Origin of the sequence: Clostridium ganghwense (assembly GCF_026735165.1) — a bacterium.
Classification (GTDB): Bacteria; Bacillota; Clostridia; order Clostridiales; family Clostridiaceae; genus Clostridium_H; species Clostridium_H ganghwense.
The window spans coordinates 825,577-844,439 of sequence record NZ_JAPQES010000001.1; the positions used below are offsets into that span (position 1 = coordinate 825,577).

Sequence of the window (18,863 nt, forward strand, 5' to 3'; positions counted from 1 at the left end):
AATATAAAAATTCATTAGGGACTGTAGATAGATATTGATATATATTTTAAATCTATCTACAGTCCCTAATTTAATTTAAAATTAAAACTAAATACTCCATTTTTTAGTCTAATTAGTAGAAGTATTATAATAAACATTGTATTTTATAACTATTTAACAGGAGGTAAATAATGAATAATGAAGATTTTGACTTAGTTATGAGGGCTCAGAAAGGGGATGATGATGCTTTTTATAAGCTTATTTGTACTTATAAGTGTGAATTATATAAAATTGCATATTCTTATTTAAATAACGAACAGGATTCTTTAGATGCTATTCAAGAAACAACCTACAGAGCATATAAAAATATTAGTAAGTTAAGAACTCCTCAGTACTTCAAAACTTGGCTTATACGTATTCTAATCAATTACTGCAGTGATGAACTCAATCAAAATAAAAAACTTAAGCTTATTAAGCATCAATCAAATATACAAAACAAACAATATGATAATTCAAATATAGAAGCTGTAGAACTGCTGGACAGTTTAAAACCTGATTATAAGAAAATAATACTTCTTAAATATTTTCATGATTTTACACTAAGAGATATTGCACAAATTATGAAAAAACCTGAAGGAACAGTTAAAACATGGCTCTACAAAGCCTTAAAACAACTGAAAAATATTTTAATAGAAGAAGGTGAAGATTGTGTTTAATCTAGATAATACTATTCTAAAAAAAGCAAAATCAAATTACGAAGATATTAGTGTTCCTGAAGATATTGATGATTATATACAAAAAGGAATAATGCGAGGAAAAAAATCCAAGAAAAAGTCATTCAAAATGAAATTTATTTCATCTGCTGCATGTTTTTTTCTCGCAATCTTTATAATCAGTATAAGAGTTTCTCCTGCTTTTGCATCTTTTGTAAAAAATATACCTGGCATTAGTTATATAATAGAATTAATTAATTATGATAAAGGCTTAAAATCAGCAGTAAGAAATAATTTTATTCAACCTATAAATGTATCAGATGAACATGATGGACTTATTTTTACTGTAGATAATCTAATAGTTGATGAATCTAGAATGATTATTTTTTACAGCATAGAAAACAAAACTACCCACAAATTTGTTAATATAGCAAATGTTAAGCTTCAAGACAAGAGCGGCAATGATTTAGATGGCTATTGCTCTAGCAGACATGATTTTATTGATAAAGATATGACTCTTTCAGAAAATAAAAAACTTCATAATATTATTGATATTACTTTTGAGAATGAAAACAATATACCCGAAGAATTAAATCTGCAATTAAAAATGATGGAAACTAACAAAACATCGGAAAAACATCTTGCAGAAGGTGGTACCGAAAAGAATCGTTATAAATTATTACCTTATAAATGGAACACTAGCTTTTCTATAGATAAAAATAAATTTAAAAATCTTAAAGAAGAATATAATATTGATAAAACTATTTGTATAAATAATCAAAATATAACTTTTAAGAAATCTACCATTTATCCTACAAGAATTTCTGTAGATATTTCTTTTGATCCAAATAATACTTCTAAAATACTGGTTTTTAACGACTTAAAACTTGTTGATGAAAAAGGAAATGAATGGACTGAAGCTTCTGGTATGAGTGGGAAAACAATTGATACAAATCATATAACAAGATATTTTGAGAGCAATTTCTTTGAAAAACCAGAATCACTTTATATTACATGCAGCAGTATACAAGCATTGGATAAAAGTAACCTTGATATTGTTGTAAATCTTGAAAAATATAAATTAATAAAAGCACCTGATGACAAACTAGCACTCAATAAGATAGTTAAAAATAAGGAGTATATTGAACTTCATTTTAATCTAAAAAAACCAAGTTCTTTTGATAAGAATAAAATGTTTTCAGTTTTTAATAGTGACTTCAAAGATTCTGATAATAATTATTATCACTTATCAAATATTGCTATGAGAGGTAACATAAGAGACCTTAATAACCAGAATATAATAATTAAAATTCCTAAAAAGCAGTATAAAAATCCATTAACCTTTACAGTACACGATTATCCAACAATAATATATGATGATTTTAAAGTTAAAATTAAATAGAGAAAACGCCGAACTAATCGGCGTTTTCTCTATTTAAACTCTAACTTTTTCTTATTTAAGCTTTGCTTCGATTTCAGCCTTCATATCTTCATATCCTGGTTTTCCAAGAAGTGCAAACATGTTTTTCTTGTAAGCTTCTACTCCTGGTTGGTTAAATGGATTTACTCCAAGCATATATCCACTTAATCCACAAGCTTTTTCAAAGAAATATACTAAATTTCCAAAATAGTAAGAAGTTAATTCTGGAATGTTTATTATCATGTTAGGAACTCCACCATCATTATGAGCTATTACTGTTCCTCTGAAAGCTTGATGATTTACAAAATCCATATCTTTTCCCCCAAGGAAATTTAGTCCATCAAGATTATCTTCATTTTCTTCTATAATAACTGATTTTCTTGGTTTTTCTACATTTAATTGAGTTTCAAAAAGATTTCTTATACCTTCTTGAATGTATTGTCCCATTGAGTGTAAGTCAGTTGAGAAATCAGCTGCTGCTGGGAAAATTCCTTTTCCATCTTTTCCTTCACTTTCTCCAAATAATTGTTTCCACCATTCACCCATATAGTGTAAGCATGGTTCAAAATTAACCATCATTTCTATAGTTTTACCTTTTGCATATAATGCATTTCTAGCTGCTGCATATCTATATGCTGTATTTTCTTTTAGGTCTGCATTGCTGTATTCTTCACGAGCAGCAGCAGCACCTTTCATCATTTCTTCAATATCTATTCCTGATACCGCTATTGGAAGTAATCCAACTGGAGTTAATACTGAGAATCTTCCTCCTACATCATCTGGAATTACAAATGTTTCATATCCTTCTGTATTAGCTAAAGTTCTTAATGCTCCCTTAGCTTTGTCAGTTGTTGCAAAAATTCTTTCTTTTGCTCCTTCTTTTCCGTATTTCTTTTCTAATAAATCCTTGAATATTCTGAAGGCTATAGCAGGTTCTGTAGTAGTTCCTGATTTTGATATAATATTTACTGAGAAATCCATATCTTTAACAGTTTCTATTAAATCTGCCATATATGTAGAACTTATGTTGTTTCCTACATAAAATATTTGTGGTGCTTTTCTATTATCTTTTGAAACGACATTATAGAATGTATGAGTTAACATTTCTATAGCTGCTCTTGCTCCTAAATATGATCCACCTATTCCTATAACAATAAGTGCTTCTGAATTACTTTTTATTTTTTCTGCTGATTTTTGTATTCTTGCAAACTCTTCTTTATCATAGTTTACTGGTAAATCTACCCATCCTAAAAAATCGCTGCCAGCACCACTTTTTTCATGTAACATATTATGTGCCGCTGTTACCATTGGTTGAAGTTGTTGAATTTCATGCTCATTTAAATATGGCATAGTTTTTGATAAATCTAAAGTTAAACTCTTGGACATTTTTTGACCCTCCCATAAAATATATTTTACTTCTTTAGAAATTTTAATTCATTTATGAAAACAATTCAAGTTATACTAATTGTTATGATTTGTGAAAACTTTTTCAAAATATATAACTGCTTAATATGCCATTATATTATTTAACTATCATTTAAATACTAATATTCATTTTTAATATACCCATAATTGTATAATCAGTATACTTACCACATCTCTCTTCTTGAATTTTATTTCTTATATAATGTAACAACCACAATCTCTGGTCTATTAAAAATTCTTAATGGTGCTAAACTATTTCCAAGTCCTCTACTTACTACCATTGTAGAATTTTCATCTTGATATTTCCCTTTAGTATACTTAGGAAAAAAACCTTGATTAGGTGCTATAATTCCTCCAATAAAAGGCAATCTAACTTGTCCTCCATGTGCATGTCCACTAAAAATTAAATCTATATTATTTTCACTATAAATCAAGAATTTTTCCGGCCTATGCGATAACAGAATTTTATATTTGTCATTATATTTTTTTATCATAGCTTGTTTTATTTCTTTATCAACTACTTCTTCTTCAGTTTCATAAGTACTGTTTATAGCTGGATCATCTATTCCCAAAATAAGCATTTCACTATTACCTTTGTTTATAACTCTTCCTTCATTTCTTAATACCTTAGCTCCATTTTGTTTCAACTTTTTCTCTAGAGTATGAAATTTACCAGACCATATTTCATGATTTCCAGTAACATAATATACTGGTGCTAATTTTGTAATCTCTTCTATAAGACACAAACTAGGTTTTTCATTATATCTTCTTCTATCTATTATGTCCCCCGTGAAAACTATCAAATCAGGTTTAATTTTTTTTATTTTTTGAACTAAATGTTTTTGGTTATTTCCAAAAGATTTGTTATGCAAATCCGATAAATGAACAATTTTATACCCTATAAAATCCTCTGGAATCTTCTCAGATTTAATTTCTAAATTATTTACCGTAATAAAATTATTCTGAAAATAAAAGAATATTCCTAAACATAAAGTAAAAATTATTATTTTCTTTTTCATAACCCTTCTCCCTAAATTTCTTTTCTTTTGTTACTATAAAAAACATCTTTACATAGATACTATTTATTAATTTTTTTCTCAAATTTATCCACTTCTTCAATGAATTTTTGTGTATCTTCCATAACCAATAAATGAGTACATCCTTTGAATTTCTCTACTCTAGAATTAGGTATTTGATTATTAAGATATTTAGCCGTTTCTTCTGAATAAAGTGTACTTTTTTCTCCATACATAATGAGCGTAGGTACTGTTATCTTCTGTAAGACATCACAATAATCTGCATTTACCATAACATCCCACATAGTTGCTGCAACATTAGGATTATTTATGAGAGTTCCTTTCATTATATACTTAAATTGTTTTTCATCTAAATCAGGTACAAGTATTCTTGTAAATTTTTCTATATATGTTTCCCAATTTGCCGTCATCTCTTTTAATGCTTGTAAATTATCTTCATGTGTAAATTTTCCACGGTATAAACCTAAATTCCACCAATTATCATTCATAAGTTTTGGAGCCATATCTATTATTATTGTTCCTTTAAGTCGTCTACATCCAAAATTCTTTATGTATTCAAATAAAACCTGAGCCCCCATAGACCATCCTACTAATATAACATCATTTAAATCTAATGCTTCCAATAACTGTTCTAAATCCGCAGCAAATCTTTTCATTGTAAGTCCTTCTTCTGTAGCATCTGACTTACCATGCCCTCTTAAATCATATGTTATAACTTTAAATTTTTTACTTAAATAAAAGGCTGGTATAGCAAAACTCACCAGACTAGATGCCCATCCATGAATAAATACAATAGGTCTACCTTCTCCTTTTTCTTTATAAAAAATCTTAGTATTATCATCTGTTAAAATATATGACATACAGCACCTCCAAAATTGTTTATATATTCGCATATATTAGTAGCTTGACCTATTTTAAATATACTTTTATAATACCACATTTCATTGAACAATGCCAAAAATAACCATTTATCTTTTTAAGCTTTATTCATTATTTTCAAAACAATTATATCCAGTAAATTCAAATTATAGTATAATAAAATTTGATGTATTAATTAAGGATGTGAATTAATTTGATAGTAATTTGTGATTTATTAGAAAATAACAAAGATAAAATTTATGATAAAATGCTGCACTATGCCCAATTAAATAACTTAGTAAATTTTTTTAAAGGAGATATAAATAGTTGGACAAATCCTATTGATACTATTTCCAACTATTTAATTTCAATCTTAAAATCATTTAACTCAGAAGAAATAGACTCTCCCGAAATTGATCGTATACTTTTATCGATTTGTAAATCTGGAATAAATAGCACTATGAAGCATTACAATAATAAAATGGATTTAGGCACATTTTTATCTATATTGAAATGTTATAGAAAAGCATATATAAATTTAATATATATATCTAATCTGCAGTGTGAAGATAAATTAAAAGGTATTTATTATTTAGAAAAAATATTTGATAAGCTAGAAATAATTTCATGTAATGAATGGACTAAAATTTCTAATAATGAGATTAAATTTAATACTCTTACAGAAATAACTTCAGCTATAATATTTACGCATGATTTTAAAAAATTCACATATGTTAATTCTAATGTAGAAAAACTTACTGGCTATACTAAGGATGAAATTTTACAAATGAACTTTGAAGATTTAATTCATCCTTCTTTTAAAGAAACTGCTAAGAAATATTTATCTACTCAAAATCTCTTTAATTCTACTCCATCTACTCATGAGTTAAAAATTATAACTAAGGATGGAAATGAACGCTGGCTAGAATTTAGTCAAGGATACGTATTTTTTACAAATAAACCTTTAATGCTTGGTATTGCATTTGATATAACTAATCGAAAAAAAGCTTTAGAAGAAAATATTAAACTTCAACAAACTGTAGAATATGATAGAATGAGAAATCAATTTTTAGCTAATTTATCTCATGAATTCAGAACTCCTCTTAATGTAATGATGAGTACAGTACAGCTTTTAGAGTTATTAGAAAACAATAATCATTCCAGTATTAAATACATAGAAATAATGAAACAAAATTGCTATAGATTAATTAGACTAGTTAATAATTTGCTGGATATAACAAGAATAGATGCAGGGTATATTTCTCTTTATTTAAAAAATAAAAATATAATAGATTTCATTGAAAATATAGCTCTTTCTGTAATTGAATATACAGAAAAAAATGATATAAAATTAATCTTTGATACTACAGTAGAAGAAAAAATAATGACTTTTGACTCTAGAAAGCTTGAAAGAATTTTATTAAATCTTCTATCCAATGCAGTAAAATTCACTAAACCTGGTGGTTCAATTTATGTTACAGTTTATGATAAAAGAAACTCTGTAGTAATATCAGTAAAAGATACTGGAATGGGCATTCCTAAAGAAAAACAAAAAAATATATTTGAGAAATTTATTCAAGTTGATAAATCACTTTCCAGGAAACAGGAAGGTTCCGGAATCGGTCTCTTTTTAGTTAAATCCTTTGTAGAAATACATAAAGGTAAAATCTCTTTAACTAGTGAGTGTAATAAAGGTAGTGAATTTTTAATTGAAATTCCTAATTTATCAAATTGTAAACATAGTGAATCATTTATTGAAGATCACTCTATAGAAGAGAATTTACTACAAAAAGTTCATATTGAGTTTTCGGATATATACTACTAACTGTCTCTTGTCAATTGTCAATTATGACAAATTTTAAGTGTTAAAGTTCGTTATTTACTATACTACTATTGCTAAACATATTTTTGATATAATATTTTAGTAATAGTATATTTTGTATTTTAGGAGGAATAATTATGAACAATATTAAAGCTTGTATTTTTGATTTAGATGGAGTTATAGTAGATACTGCTAAATATCATTACCTTGCATGGAAAAGACTTGCTAATGAATTAGGTTTTGATTTCGATGAAAATGATAACGAAAGATTAAAAGGCGTTAGCAGAATGGATTCATTAGAAATTTTATTAGAGATAGGAAATAAAAATTTTAATGATGAAACTAAAAAAGAATTAGCTGTGAAAAAGAATTCTTGGTATGTAGAATATATATCTAAAATGACTGAAGATGAAATTCTACCTGGTGTTAAAGAATTTCTAACTCTTCTAAGAAATTGTGGAATAAAAATTTCTCTTGGTTCTGTTAGTAAAAACTCTATGAGAATTTTAAACTCTATAAATTTAACAAGCTACTTTGATGCAATTATTGATGGAACTAAAATAACTAATGCTAAACCTGACCCTGAAGTTTTCCTAAAGGGTGCTAAAGAATTAGATGTTGACCCTAAGAACTGTGTTGTATTTGAAGATGCCGCTGCTGGTATTGAAGCGGCAATAAATGCTGGTATGTATTGTATAGGTGTGGGTTCACCTGAAATATTACATAGAGCTAACAAAGTAATAGGTTCTTTTGTTAACAAGGATTTATCTGTATTAGAATTTTAATTATTTTATATCTCTTAATGAAAACTGATATTATTTAACAAACTTAAAGCTGTGTATATAAGTACCTTTCTACTTTAAGAAAATTAATGCTTAACTTTGGAGGAAGCTATGAGTGACTTAAGATTTGATAGAATTACTGGAAAAGCTGTAGTGATTAGTGAAAAAAGAGGGGATAGACCTCATGATATAGATAAAAAGAAAGATTTAAGTACATGTCCCTTTTGCCCTGGAAATGAAGAAAAAACTCCTTATGAAATATTCTCAATAGGTAACCCCTGGAATGTTAGAGTTGTACCAAATAAATTTCCAGCCATTGATAACAAAAAAACTCTCTTAGAACAAGAAAGTTTTCATACTGGTGAAACAGTTATAGGCACTCATTACGTTATAATAGATTCGGATAAACATTTTAATTATTTACACAAAATGAGTATTGATGAAATTAAAAATTTGATTTCTTGCTATAAAGCAGTAGTTAAAAATTTATATAATAATGAAAATATCAAATATGTACAGTTATTTAAAAATTATAAAAAAGAAGGTGGCGCTTCTTTACAACATACTCATTCTCAAGCTATTTCTATGAATTTTTATCCTGAAAATATATGCAGAATACTAAAAAATTCAAAAGAATATTATAAGGAAAATAATAGCTGTTTATTTTGTGACTTAATTAAATATGAACTAAGTAAGAAAAAAAGAATTGTGTTCGAAAACAGTAATTTTATTGTTATTACACCTTATGCCTCCCTTTTCCCATATGAAGTAGCTATTTATCCAAAAAAACACAGCAGTAATTTTATATCTATTGATGAAGAAAAAATATCAGACTTGTCTCATGCTTTAAGTTTTATAATTAAAAAATTCTATAAAAATTTGAATGATCCTGCATATAATTTATACTTAAATAATATAAAATCTCCTAATGAATATTTTCACTGGAGTATAAGTATAATTCCACGTACTACTACTATTGCTGGATTCGAACTATCTACAGGAGTTATGATAAACGTAGTTTCTCCTGAACAAGCCAGAGACATTTTATCTAATTAATAAAATAATAAAAAATAAAGCTAGTAGAAACTTATTTAATCTACTAGCTTTATTTTTTAAATAATTTTAAACATCTTAAATCCTATAAATATAATTGCACTATCTGCTAAAATATGAACAACCCATGAATTTATAAAGTTTTCAGATTTAGTATCTAAAAAATTAAATACAAACCCTACAGCTATAAGTCCAAATAAAGCTAAAAAAGTTATTCCTAAGCTAAACCAAGTTTTAAAAATAGCTATATGGTATATTCCAAATAGTACAGATGAATATATATATGCTAATTTCTTATAACCAAGTTTGTACATATTTAAAAATATAAACCCTCTAAAAAAAACTTCTTCTAAAAACGAATTACCCAAAGTTATATATGCTCCTATCAAAATAAAATTTTCAGGAGTTATTTTTGATTTGTTTTGAAGTTCGCTAGAAATACTATTTAAATCTATGTACGAGGCTAAAATATTGTAAGCTAATAAAATTATTAAAAAAGATATTATTCCAACTAAAAAACCATACTTTAAACTCTTCTTATTTAAACAATTAAAGTTCACTAAATTCTTTATATTAGATTTTTTAATAAATTTTATATATACATATGGTATTAAAGTAAATAAGGCTATTTTGGTAATAGTTTTAACAATATAGTTAACCCCCATGCCTTGTTCTACAAAATATAAAATTATGAAAGCAGCTAATGATGACACTAATATATATTTTTTACTATACATATCGTCATACATAATTATTTAATCTCTCCTTTTCAATAGTTAAATTTTTAAATAATTACTGTTTTCTTTCTTTAAGCTAGTCCATTATTTAATTATCTCTTTTACAGTAAAAATATATAAGTGCAGCTATGCCTCCAGAAGTATCTATTAAAACATCTCGAAATCTTCCCTCTCTACCAGGAATAAAAATCTGATGAAATTCATCTGAACAAGCATATAAAAATGTAAATACTAAAGCCATAGTTAAAGCTCTTTTCTTACTAAAGCTTTCCTTTAAAATATTATATAAAAATACATAAAGAATAAAAAACTCTGTAAAATGTCCCGTTTTCCTTACTATAAAATTAGCCAAAGTCCCAAATATACTATTTAAATCTACACCTAGTGAATTAAATATTGTAAGTATAAGACCACTTTTTTCATCCGAAACTACAGCTGGATCATTTGAAAAATTAAAAATAACAAGCATCCAAATTATAAGCAATAGCCATTTAAAATAATATAATTTTTTTGTTTGTTTCATATATCACGTCTCCTTAAGCAATATGTATTGTACATCATAAATTATATCATAATGTAGTAACTCTTTTGATAATTACATATTCTCTTATTGAAATTTCTATTCTCATATATAGCATGATTTACCAAGTATAAAGCCCCACAAAATCTATATTTATGAACCGTATTGTATAAGGAGGATAATCTTAGATAATATCGGAGGATAGATATGAGTATACTTGAATTTAGAAAAAAAGTTAATTTGATAAAAGTTTTTGTTAGGAAAATTGATAGAGAAAGTCTTTCTATTAAATCCAAAAAAATATTAATAAGAATTTATGCAAACAACTTACGAATTAATTTAACCGATAAAATGATTGTAGAACTAATTATAAATTAAAATAGGTAGTTATGACTGCCTAAAATTCAAGCAAAAATCATAACCACCTATTAATACTTTTAAATACTATATAAAACTCTATATTTAAGTGTTTCTAATCACTAACTTCTATTCCCACTCGATAGTTGCTGGTGGCTTAGAAGTTACGTCGTAAACTATTCTGTTAACACCTTTAACTTCGTTAACTATTCTTCTTGAAACTTCATCTAACACTTCATATGGTATTCTAGCCCAATCTGAAGTCATAGCATCGGAACTTGTTACTGCTCTTAATGCTATTGTGTGACAATATGTTCTTTCATCTCCCATAACTCCAACTGATTGAATGTTTGGAAGACATGCAAAGTATTGCCATATCTTTTCTTCAAGTCCTGCCTTAGCTATTTCATCTCTGAATATTGCATCTGCTTCTCTTGTAATAAATAATTTTTCTTCAGTAATTTCTCCTAAAACTCTAATTGCAAGACCTGGTCCTGGGAATGGCTGTCTCCATACAAGCTTATGAGGGATTCCAATTTCTTCTCCCACAGCTCTAACTTCATCCTTAAACAATTCTCTAAGTGGCTCAATTAATGCAAATTGCATATCCTCTGGAAGTCCACCAACATTGTGATGACTCTTTATAGTAGCTGAAGTATCTGTTCCACTTTCAACTACATCTGGATATATAGTACCTTGAACAAGAAAATCTATTTGTCCAAGTTTATTTGCTTCTTCTTCAAAAACTCTTATGAATTCTTCTCCTATTATCTTTCTCTTTCTCTCAGGATCACTTACACCTTTAAGCTTTCCTAAAAATCTATCTTGAGCATTAACTCTTATAAGATTCATATCAAATTGTTTCTTAAAAATATTTTCGACTTGGTCCCCTTCATCTTTTCTTAGTAAACCATGATCAACAAATACACAAGTAAGCTGCTTTCCTATTGCTTTATGCACAAGTACTGCTGCAACTGATGAATCAACTCCACCTGATAACGCACAAAGTACTTTCCTATCTCCTACTAATTCTTTTATCTCTTTTATCTTTTCTTCTGCAAAAGAAGCCATTGACCAATCAGCTTTTAAATCACAAACTTTAAATAAGAAGTTTGAAAGCATTTGCTTACCAAATAAAGTATGTTCAACTTCTGGATGGAATTGAACTCCATATATCTTTTTCTCTGCATTTTCCATAGCTGCAACTGGACATTGATCTGTTGTACCTATTATCTTAAAACCTTCTGGAACTTCTGATACATAATCTGTATGACTCATCCATGATTGATCACTTTCTTTAATTCCATCAAATAATAAAGATGAAGTATCCAATTTAACATCTTTTTTACCATACTCTCTAATATCAGGACTTTCAACATTTCCACCTAAAGTATAGGCTGTTAGTTGATGTCCATAGCATATTCCAAGTACAGGCACTTCCATCTCGAAAATTCCTTTATCAACCTTTGGAGTTCCTTCTCCATAAACGCTGTTAGGACCTCCTGTAAAAATTATTCCTTTAGGATTTTTTTCTTTTATCTTCTCAATAGAAGTATTATATGGAACTATTTCACAATAAACGTTATGTTCTCTAACTCTTCTTGCAATAAGTTGATTATATTGTCCACCAAAATCTATAACTAAAACTAATTCTCTTTTCATAGAACCCCTCCGCTTTATCTTAAGATTGTACACTGTAATTTGGTGCTTCTCTAGTCATTGAAATATCATGTGGATGACTTTCTCTAAGTCCTGCTGAAGTTTGAACTACAAATCTAGCACTTTTGTATAAATCAGTAAGTGTAGCTGAACCTAAATAACCCATTCCTGAACGAATTCCACCAATTAATTGGAATATTGTATCTACTACAGAACCTTTGAATGGTACTCTTCCTTCAACACCTTCTGGTACTAACTTTTTATTTCCTTCTTGGAAATATCTATCTTTACTTCCGCAAGCCATTGCAGCAAGAGAACCCATTCCTCTATATACTTTATAGCTTCTTCCTTGATATATTTCCACTTCACCAGGTGCTTCTTCGCATCCTGCAAGCATTGAACCCATCATAGCAGTAGATGCTCCTGCTGCTAAAGCTTTAACTACATCACCTGAATATTTTAATCCACCATCTGCAATAACTGGTATTCCATACTTATTAGCTTCTTCAACACAATCCATAACTGCTGTAAGTTGTGGAACTCCTACTCCAGCAACAACCCTTGTTGTACAAATTGATCCAGGTCCTATACCAACCTTTATACAATCTGCTCCTGCTTCAATTAAATCTTTTGTTGCCTCTGGTGTTGCAACATTACCTGCAATAACCTGAAGTTCTGGATATTTCTCTTTAATTTCTTTTACAGCAACCAAAACTCCTTGAGAATGTCCGTGAGCAGTATCAACTGTTATAACATCTACTTGAGCCTTTACAAGAGCATCTACTCTTTCCATCATATTTCCAGTTACACCTACTGCAGCACCACATAATAATCTACCTTTAGAATCTTTAGCCGCATTTGGGAATTTTTTCACTTTTTCTATATCTTTTATTGTTATAAGACCTGTTAAATTATTTTCATTATCCACTAAAGGAAGTTTTTCTATTTTATGATTTTTAAGAAGTTCCTTTGCTTCTTCTATAGTTGTACCTTCTGGTGCAGTTATAAGATTTTCTTTAGTCATTACTTCACTAATTTTTCTACTGTAATCACTTTCAAATACTATATCTCTATTAGTTATTATACCTACAAGTTTTCCATCAACAGTAATTGGTACACCTGATATTCTATACTTACTCATTAAATCTAATGAATCTTGAATAATATTTTCTGGAGATAATGAGAAAGGATCTGTTATAACACCATTTTCTTGTCTTTTAACTCTATCAACTTCTAATGCTTGTTGTTCTATAGACATATTCTTATGAACAATACCTATACCGCCTTCTCTTGCCATAGCAATTGCCATTTTTGATTCAGTAACTGTATCCATACCAGCACTAATTAGTGGTATATTTAAAGTTAAAGTTTTAGTTAACTTTGTTTTAAGAGTAACCTCTCTTGGTAAAATCTCTGATTTATTCGGTACTAATAATACATCATCAAAAGTATACGCTTGTTTTAAAATAACTGCCACTGTTATCATCTTCCTTTCAAATTTATTATTAACGTAAAAGTATTTTTTACTTATTTTAAAAGTAATAATCTTAAAATAAAAAATGCATTAATTTCACTACTGTATATCTAAAGAGTGAGATTAATGCATGTACCAAAAACACATTCGCATTAATCACTCATAGTCGGAAATTTAAGGTCTCCGGTAGATACTCCTTGCCATATTCAAGGGATATACAAGTGAAACTATGTATTTACTTTTTAATTTACTTTAATTTTTTTATTAAGTTTTATTTTATTTTAAATTTTGACTTTTGTCAATTAAAATAATATATTTTTTGATAATAAACTTGCAGAATCTACAAAAATTTTATAGTATAATATTTTCATAAACTTACAAGGAGGATAATATATGATAAGTTTTAAAAAAGAATATAATAGGTTATTTTTAAGATATCTTAGACGTTCAATTGAAGAATATACAATGATTAGTCCTGGAGATAGAGTTGCTGTAGGACTATCTGGCGGTAAAGACAGCATATTTTTACTTTTTGCTCTTAAGCTTATACAAATGACATCTATAAAAGATTTTGAAATAATAGGTATTAATATAGATTTAGGTTTTAACATGGATATTTCACCACTAAAAGAATTTTGCAGTAAAAATAACATTCCACTCATAATTGAAGAAACCAATATAGCAGAAGTTGTATTTAATGATAGAAACGAAAAAAAACCTTGTTCTCTTTGTTCTAAATTAAGAAAAGGAGCTTTAATTAGAATAGCCCAAAAAAATAATATTAATAAAATAGCTCTTGGCCATAATAGCGATGATGTAATTGAAACTCTTTTTATGAATGTTTTAAAGGTAGGTAAACTTGGAACTTTTCATCCTAATATATATTTTAAAGATAAGAATATTAATATAATAAGACCTCTAATTTATATGAAAGAAGATGTTATTGAAAAACTAACCAATAAGTATAATCTTCCTGTAATAAAAAGTTCCTGCCCAATAGATAAAAAGACTACAAGAGAAGATATGAAAAATTTGCTACATAAATTAGAAAAAATATATCCACATGCTCAAAGAAATATAATCACATCTTTATCTAATGTAGATTTGAAGAATTTATGGAAACAGAAGAATAATTGAGAATTAACAATTGATAATTATATAATCAAAGGGACTTTTGCCGTTGACAAAAATCCCTTTTTTAAATCTCAATTTTAAATTTTCAACTTTTAAATGTATTCTAGTACATTCCGTCCATTCCCATGCCGCCCATTCCTGGAGCTCCTGCTGGTGCTGGATTCTTTTCAGGAATTTCAGCTACAACGCATTCAGTTGTTAAGAATGTTGATGAAACTGATGCTGCATTTTGAAGTGCTGATCTTGTAACCTTAGTTGGATCAACAATACCTTTTTGAACCATATTTACATATTCTTGATTTAATGCATCAAATCCTTCAACAGGTGATTCACTATTTTTTATTTTTTCAATTATTACAGAACCTTCAAGTCCAGCATTTGCAGCTATTTGTCTTACTGGTTCTTCAAGAGCTCTTCGTATAATATTTACACCAACTTGTGCATCTGCATTATCTATAGTTATCTTAGCTACTTCTCTTATAGCATTAACATAAGCAGTACCACCACCAGCAACAATTCCTTCTTCAACTGCTGCTTTAGTAGCTGCAAGAGCATCTTCTATTCTTAATTTTCTTTCTTTAAGTTCAGTCTCAGTAGCTGCACCAACTTTAACTACTGCAACACCACCTGCAAGTTTAGCTAATCTTTCTTGAAGTTTTTCTGTATCAAATTCTGAAGTAGTTTCTGCGATTTGATTCTTAATTTGATTTACTCTATCAACTATAGCGTTTTTGTCTCCTCTACCATTAACTACTGTAGTATTTTCTTTAGAAACTTTTACACTTTCTGCAGTTCCAAGCATATCTAAAGTAACATCTTTTAAATCTCTTCCTAATTCTTCTGCTATAACTTCTCCACCTGTTAAAATAGCTATATCTTGTAACATTTCTTTTCTTCTATCACCAAATCCTGGTGCTTTAACAGCAACACATGTAAATGTTCCTCTTAGCTTATTAACTACTAATGTAGCTAAAGCTTCTCCTTCTATATCTTCAGCTATTATTAACAATTTCTTTCCTTGTTGAACTATTTGTTCAAGTATTGGAAGAATATCTTGAATATTAGCTATTTTTTTATCAGTTATTAAGATATATGGTTCTTCTAAAATAGCTTCCATTTTTTCTGTATCTGTTACCATATATGGGCTTAAATATCCTCTATCGAATTGCATTCCTTCAACAACTTCTAATTCAGTTGCCATTGTTTTTGATTCTTCTACAGTAATAACACCTTCGTTACCTACTTTTTCCATAGCATCTGCAATTAACTTACCTATTTCTTCATCTGCAGCTGATATTGCAGCAACTCTAGCTATATCTTCTTTTCCTTCAACTGGTTTTGAACCTTTTTTGATTTCTTCTACAGCACACTCAACTGCTTTTTTTATTCCTTGTCTTATTAACATTGGGTTTGCACCAGCAGTTACATTTTTTAATCCTTCTCTTATAATTGCTTGTGCAAGTAATGTAGCAGTTGTTGTTCCATCTCCAGCTACATCATTTGTTTTTGTAGCAACTTCTTTAACAAGTTGTGCTCCCATATTTTCATATGGATCTTCAAGTTCTATTTCTCTTGCTATACTAACACCATCATTTGTTATAAGTGGTGCACCAAATTTTTTATCTAAAACAACATTTCTTCCTTTAGGTCCTAAAGTAACTTTAACTGTATCAGCTAATTTGTCTACTCCTTTTTGCATAGCACGTCTTGCTTCTTCACCGAATAAAATGCTCTTAGCCATTTCTAGCAACCTCCCTATTTAAAAATAAATTTCCCCTCATAACAGAGGATGTTTAAACCAAATACTCTTTATAACTATTAGCAACTAATAAATTAGTTATTTTATGTAATACTATTCTACTACTGCTAATATATCATTTTGTCTTAATATTGTATATTCTTCTCCATCGATTTTAACTTCTGTACCAGCATACTTAGAGAATAATACTTTATCCCCTACTTTAACTTCCATCTTAACTTCTTTTCCATCCACAACTCCGCCTGGTCCTACAGCAACAACTTCAGCTTCTTGTGGTCTTTCTTTAGCACTTCCTGGTAAAACAATTCCGCTTTTTGTTGTTTCTTCAGCTTCTAATCCTTTAATTACAACTCTGTCTCCAAGTGGTCTAATTCTCATATAAACCCCTCCTCATGTATTTATATATGTTTATACAAAATTATTTTTATTATTGTTAGCACTCATTAACAACGAGTGCTAATACATTTATTATAATTTTATACTATAACTAATATCAAATTCCACTTTTTAACTTTATGCTTCATCTAAGTCAATTATAACTAATTAATATAAAATATTAAACTAATTCGTCTTATTTCTTCTATTTCCTTATTATTTCAAAAATAATTTTAAAACCTTTAATTTGATATATATTAAATATTTTTATAGCACACTGATTATTATATTTTTAAGATGTCCATACTAAAAATATAAATTGTGATTAATTCTAATATAGAGAACATAGAAACTCTAACTTACTAAAGAAATCAAGAGGTGAGCGCATTGATAAAAATACTAAAAAGACAAAATGTAATCTATAAAATACTTGCTACATTTTGTACAACATTACTAATTATAATATTAAGTATAAAACTCACACTAAATTTTAAACCTTTATATTATGCAGATATTATTACATTAAATGTTCAGGAAACTTCACATTTAAGTAATGAAGAAATAAAATTAAATTATGATTATGTAATAAATTATGTACAAAATCCTAAAAAACAAATCTTTGTTTTACCTACATTGACTTTTTCAAATGAAGGTAAAATTCACTTCGAAGAAGTTAAAGCTATATTTAATAAATTAGATTATATATTCTATGTTTTAATATTAATAGATATAATAATTATTTATATTTATATAAATAGAAATAAAGACTTTAAATTTTTAAAGTGGAGCAGTTTTTCTTTATTTATTACCCCACTTTTATGTTTAATACCCTTTTTAATCAACTTTGACAAAAGTTTTAATATTTTTCATAAACTACTTTTTAATAATGATTATTGGCTTTTAAACTCAAAAACTGATCCAATAATAACTATTATGCCTCAAGAATTTTTTTTTCACTGTACCATTTTTATAATTAGTCTAACACTGGTATATAGTACTATTATTTATATTATTTACAAAAAACTAAATAATTATTTTGCTTTTTTATGACTATTTATTATTTTTCTTATAATATTATCTCCTTTTAATACCCCTATAATAAATAGTATACTCATTATAACAGCAATAAATATCAATTGTTCCATATTCTGAGTAAACATTTTAGACCCAAAATATGCTGATACAAAAATTCCTGGAATTCTTCCTAATGTTGAATATATAGCAAAATCTTTTAATGAAATATCAGAAACACCACAAATATATCCAAAAATATCCTTTGGTAATCCCGGAATTAAATATAATAAAAATATTACAAACCTTTTACTACCAGCCTTTAATATTTTTTCAAGAAAATTAATTTTTTTTTCAGAAACTATTTTTTCTACAAAAGGCTTTCCAAATTCATTTGCAATAAGGTAGACAAGTATGCTTCCACCTGTTATTCCTCCAAGAGAAATTATTCCTCCTATTCCTGCTCCAAAAATATATCCACCAGCAATTTGAACAATCTCTCCTGGAATAAAGAATGCTACAACCTGTATTACTTGAATTATAAAGAAAACAAGTATACTGTATTTTCCATAAGACATTATAAATGTCTTAAGCTTTTCTGGATCTTTTAATATGTAAGAGTATTTATAATAATATTCATATCCAGAGATAATCAAAAATAATAAAACTATTATTAATATAATATATCCTTTATATTTTATAATTTGATCTTTTATATTCCTTAACATAGTAGCTCCTTACTTGCTTT

At 27.7% G+C, this 18,863-nt stretch carries 18 protein-coding genes and 1 riboswitch; of the genes, 8 read left to right on the plus strand and 10 right to left on the minus strand.

Going from position 1 to position 18,863, the window contains the following annotated elements:
* Nucleotides 1-170: 170 nt before the first annotated feature.
* Together OXH55_RS03740 and OXH55_RS03745 are read left to right on the plus strand one after the other, a co-directional pair.
* Nucleotides 171-695 carry a sigma-70 family RNA polymerase sigma factor gene (locus OXH55_RS03740; protein ID WP_268048106.1) on the plus strand — a complete coding sequence of 175 codons (525 nt, stop codon included), beginning with the start codon at nucleotides 171-173 and terminating at the stop codon, nucleotides 693-695.
* Nucleotides 688-2,094 (plus strand): DUF4179 domain-containing protein, encoded by a 1,407-nt coding sequence (locus OXH55_RS03745; protein WP_268048107.1) that lies wholly within the window; start codon nucleotides 688-690, stop codon nucleotides 2,092-2,094. The genes OXH55_RS03740 and OXH55_RS03745 overlap by 8 nt, the downstream gene beginning before the upstream one ends.
* A 51-nt stretch (nucleotides 2,095-2,145) precedes the next feature.
* Here the strand turns inward: OXH55_RS03745 and OXH55_RS03750 are convergent, their stop codons facing one another.
* From OXH55_RS03750 to OXH55_RS03760, 3 genes are all read right to left on the minus strand, one after another.
* Nucleotides 2,146-3,498 carry a glucose-6-phosphate isomerase gene (locus OXH55_RS03750; RefSeq protein WP_268048108.1) on the minus strand — a complete coding sequence of 451 codons (1,353 nt, stop codon included), beginning with the start codon at nucleotides 3,496-3,498 and terminating at the stop codon, nucleotides 2,146-2,148.
* 227 nt (nucleotides 3,499-3,725) lie between these two features.
* Nucleotides 3,726-4,556 (minus strand): metallophosphoesterase, encoded by an 831-nt coding sequence (locus tag OXH55_RS03755; protein ID WP_268048109.1) that lies wholly within the window; start codon nucleotides 4,554-4,556, stop codon nucleotides 3,726-3,728.
* 59 nt (nucleotides 4,557-4,615) lie between these two features.
* Nucleotides 4,616-5,434 carry an alpha/beta fold hydrolase gene (locus tag OXH55_RS03760; protein WP_268048110.1) on the minus strand — a complete coding sequence of 273 codons (819 nt, stop codon included), beginning with the start codon at nucleotides 5,432-5,434 and terminating at the stop codon, nucleotides 4,616-4,618.
* Between the two features lie 212 nt (nucleotides 5,435-5,646).
* On the opposite strand from OXH55_RS03760, the gene OXH55_RS03765 reads away from it, so the two are divergent.
* The 3 genes from OXH55_RS03765 (at nucleotide 5,647) to galT (ending at nucleotide 9,092) form a co-directional block, all read left to right on the plus strand.
* Nucleotides 5,647-7,257: a sensor histidine kinase gene (locus tag OXH55_RS03765; RefSeq protein ID WP_268048111.1), complete on the plus strand. Its 1,611-nt coding sequence runs from the start codon at nucleotides 5,647-5,649 to the stop codon at nucleotides 7,255-7,257.
* Between the two features lie 134 nt (nucleotides 7,258-7,391).
* The gene (pgmB, locus tag OXH55_RS03770; protein WP_268048112.1) at nucleotides 7,392-8,039 is read left to right on the plus strand and encodes a beta-phosphoglucomutase; all 648 of its coding nucleotides are present in this window, start codon (nucleotides 7,392-7,394) and stop codon (nucleotides 8,037-8,039) included.
* A gap of 108 nt (nucleotides 8,040-8,147) precedes the next feature.
* On the plus strand, nucleotides 8,148-9,092 hold the full coding sequence (galT, locus tag OXH55_RS03775; RefSeq protein WP_268048113.1) for a galactose-1-phosphate uridylyltransferase: 945 nt from the start codon (nucleotides 8,148-8,150) through the stop codon (nucleotides 9,090-9,092).
* 56 nt (nucleotides 9,093-9,148) lie between these two features.
* Here galT and OXH55_RS03780 read toward each other — a convergent pair whose 3' ends face one another.
* Entirely contained in the window at nucleotides 9,149-9,838 is a 690-nt protein-coding gene (locus OXH55_RS03780) for a CPBP family intramembrane glutamic endopeptidase (RefSeq protein WP_268048114.1), read from the minus strand.
* Nucleotides 9,839-9,914: 76 nt separating this feature from the next.
* Nucleotides 9,915-10,349 carry a VanZ family protein gene (locus OXH55_RS03785; RefSeq protein WP_268048115.1) on the minus strand — a complete coding sequence of 145 codons (435 nt, stop codon included), beginning with the start codon at nucleotides 10,347-10,349 and terminating at the stop codon, nucleotides 9,915-9,917.
* 204 nt (nucleotides 10,350-10,553) lie between these two features.
* Between OXH55_RS03785 and OXH55_RS03790 the strand changes: the two genes are divergently transcribed.
* A complete protein-coding gene (locus tag OXH55_RS03790) occupies nucleotides 10,554-10,724 on the plus strand; it encodes a hypothetical protein (protein WP_268048116.1) in 171 nt (56 codons plus the stop codon).
* 108 nt (nucleotides 10,725-10,832) lie between these two features.
* On the opposite strand, the gene guaA is transcribed toward OXH55_RS03790, so the two are convergent.
* Together guaA and guaB are read right to left on the minus strand one after the other, a co-directional pair.
* Nucleotides 10,833-12,365 carry a glutamine-hydrolyzing GMP synthase gene (guaA, locus tag OXH55_RS03795; RefSeq protein ID WP_268048117.1) on the minus strand — a complete coding sequence of 511 codons (1,533 nt, stop codon included), beginning with the start codon at nucleotides 12,363-12,365 and terminating at the stop codon, nucleotides 10,833-10,835.
* Nucleotides 12,366-12,384: 19 nt separating this feature from the next.
* Complete coding sequence (gene guaB / locus OXH55_RS03800) at nucleotides 12,385-13,839, minus strand: IMP dehydrogenase (RefSeq protein WP_336296756.1); 1,455 nt, start codon at nucleotides 13,837-13,839, stop codon at nucleotides 12,385-12,387.
* Nucleotides 13,840-13,979: 140 nt separating this feature from the next.
* A riboswitch (purine riboswitch) is annotated at nucleotides 13,980-14,077 on the minus strand.
* Nucleotides 14,078-14,229: 152 nt separating this feature from the next.
* Between guaB and OXH55_RS03805 the strand changes: the two genes are divergently transcribed.
* Nucleotides 14,230-14,973: a tRNA lysidine(34) synthetase gene (locus OXH55_RS03805; protein ID WP_268048119.1), complete on the plus strand. Its 744-nt coding sequence runs from the start codon at nucleotides 14,230-14,232 to the stop codon at nucleotides 14,971-14,973.
* 100 nt (nucleotides 14,974-15,073) lie between these two features.
* Here the strand turns inward: OXH55_RS03805 and groL are convergent, their stop codons facing one another.
* Nucleotides 15,074-16,711: a chaperonin GroEL gene (groL, locus tag OXH55_RS03810; protein ID WP_268048120.1), complete on the minus strand. Its 1,638-nt coding sequence runs from the start codon at nucleotides 16,709-16,711 to the stop codon at nucleotides 15,074-15,076.
* A 111-nt stretch (nucleotides 16,712-16,822) separates the two neighbouring features.
* The gene (groES, locus tag OXH55_RS03815; RefSeq protein WP_268048121.1) at nucleotides 16,823-17,107 is read right to left on the minus strand and encodes a co-chaperone GroES; all 285 of its coding nucleotides are present in this window, start codon (nucleotides 17,105-17,107) and stop codon (nucleotides 16,823-16,825) included.
* A 375-nt stretch (nucleotides 17,108-17,482) separates the two neighbouring features.
* Between groES and OXH55_RS20190 the strand changes: the two genes are divergently transcribed.
* On the plus strand, nucleotides 17,483-18,154 hold the full coding sequence (locus OXH55_RS20190; protein WP_418921820.1) for a TIGR01906 family membrane protein: 672 nt from the start codon (nucleotides 17,483-17,485) through the stop codon (nucleotides 18,152-18,154).
* On the opposite strand, the gene OXH55_RS03820 is transcribed toward OXH55_RS20190, so the two are convergent.
* Nucleotides 18,136-18,843 (minus strand): TVP38/TMEM64 family protein, encoded by a 708-nt coding sequence (locus OXH55_RS03820; protein ID WP_268048122.1) that lies wholly within the window; start codon nucleotides 18,841-18,843, stop codon nucleotides 18,136-18,138. The genes OXH55_RS20190 and OXH55_RS03820 overlap by 19 nt on opposite strands.
* Nucleotides 18,844-18,863 lie beyond the last annotated feature (20 nt).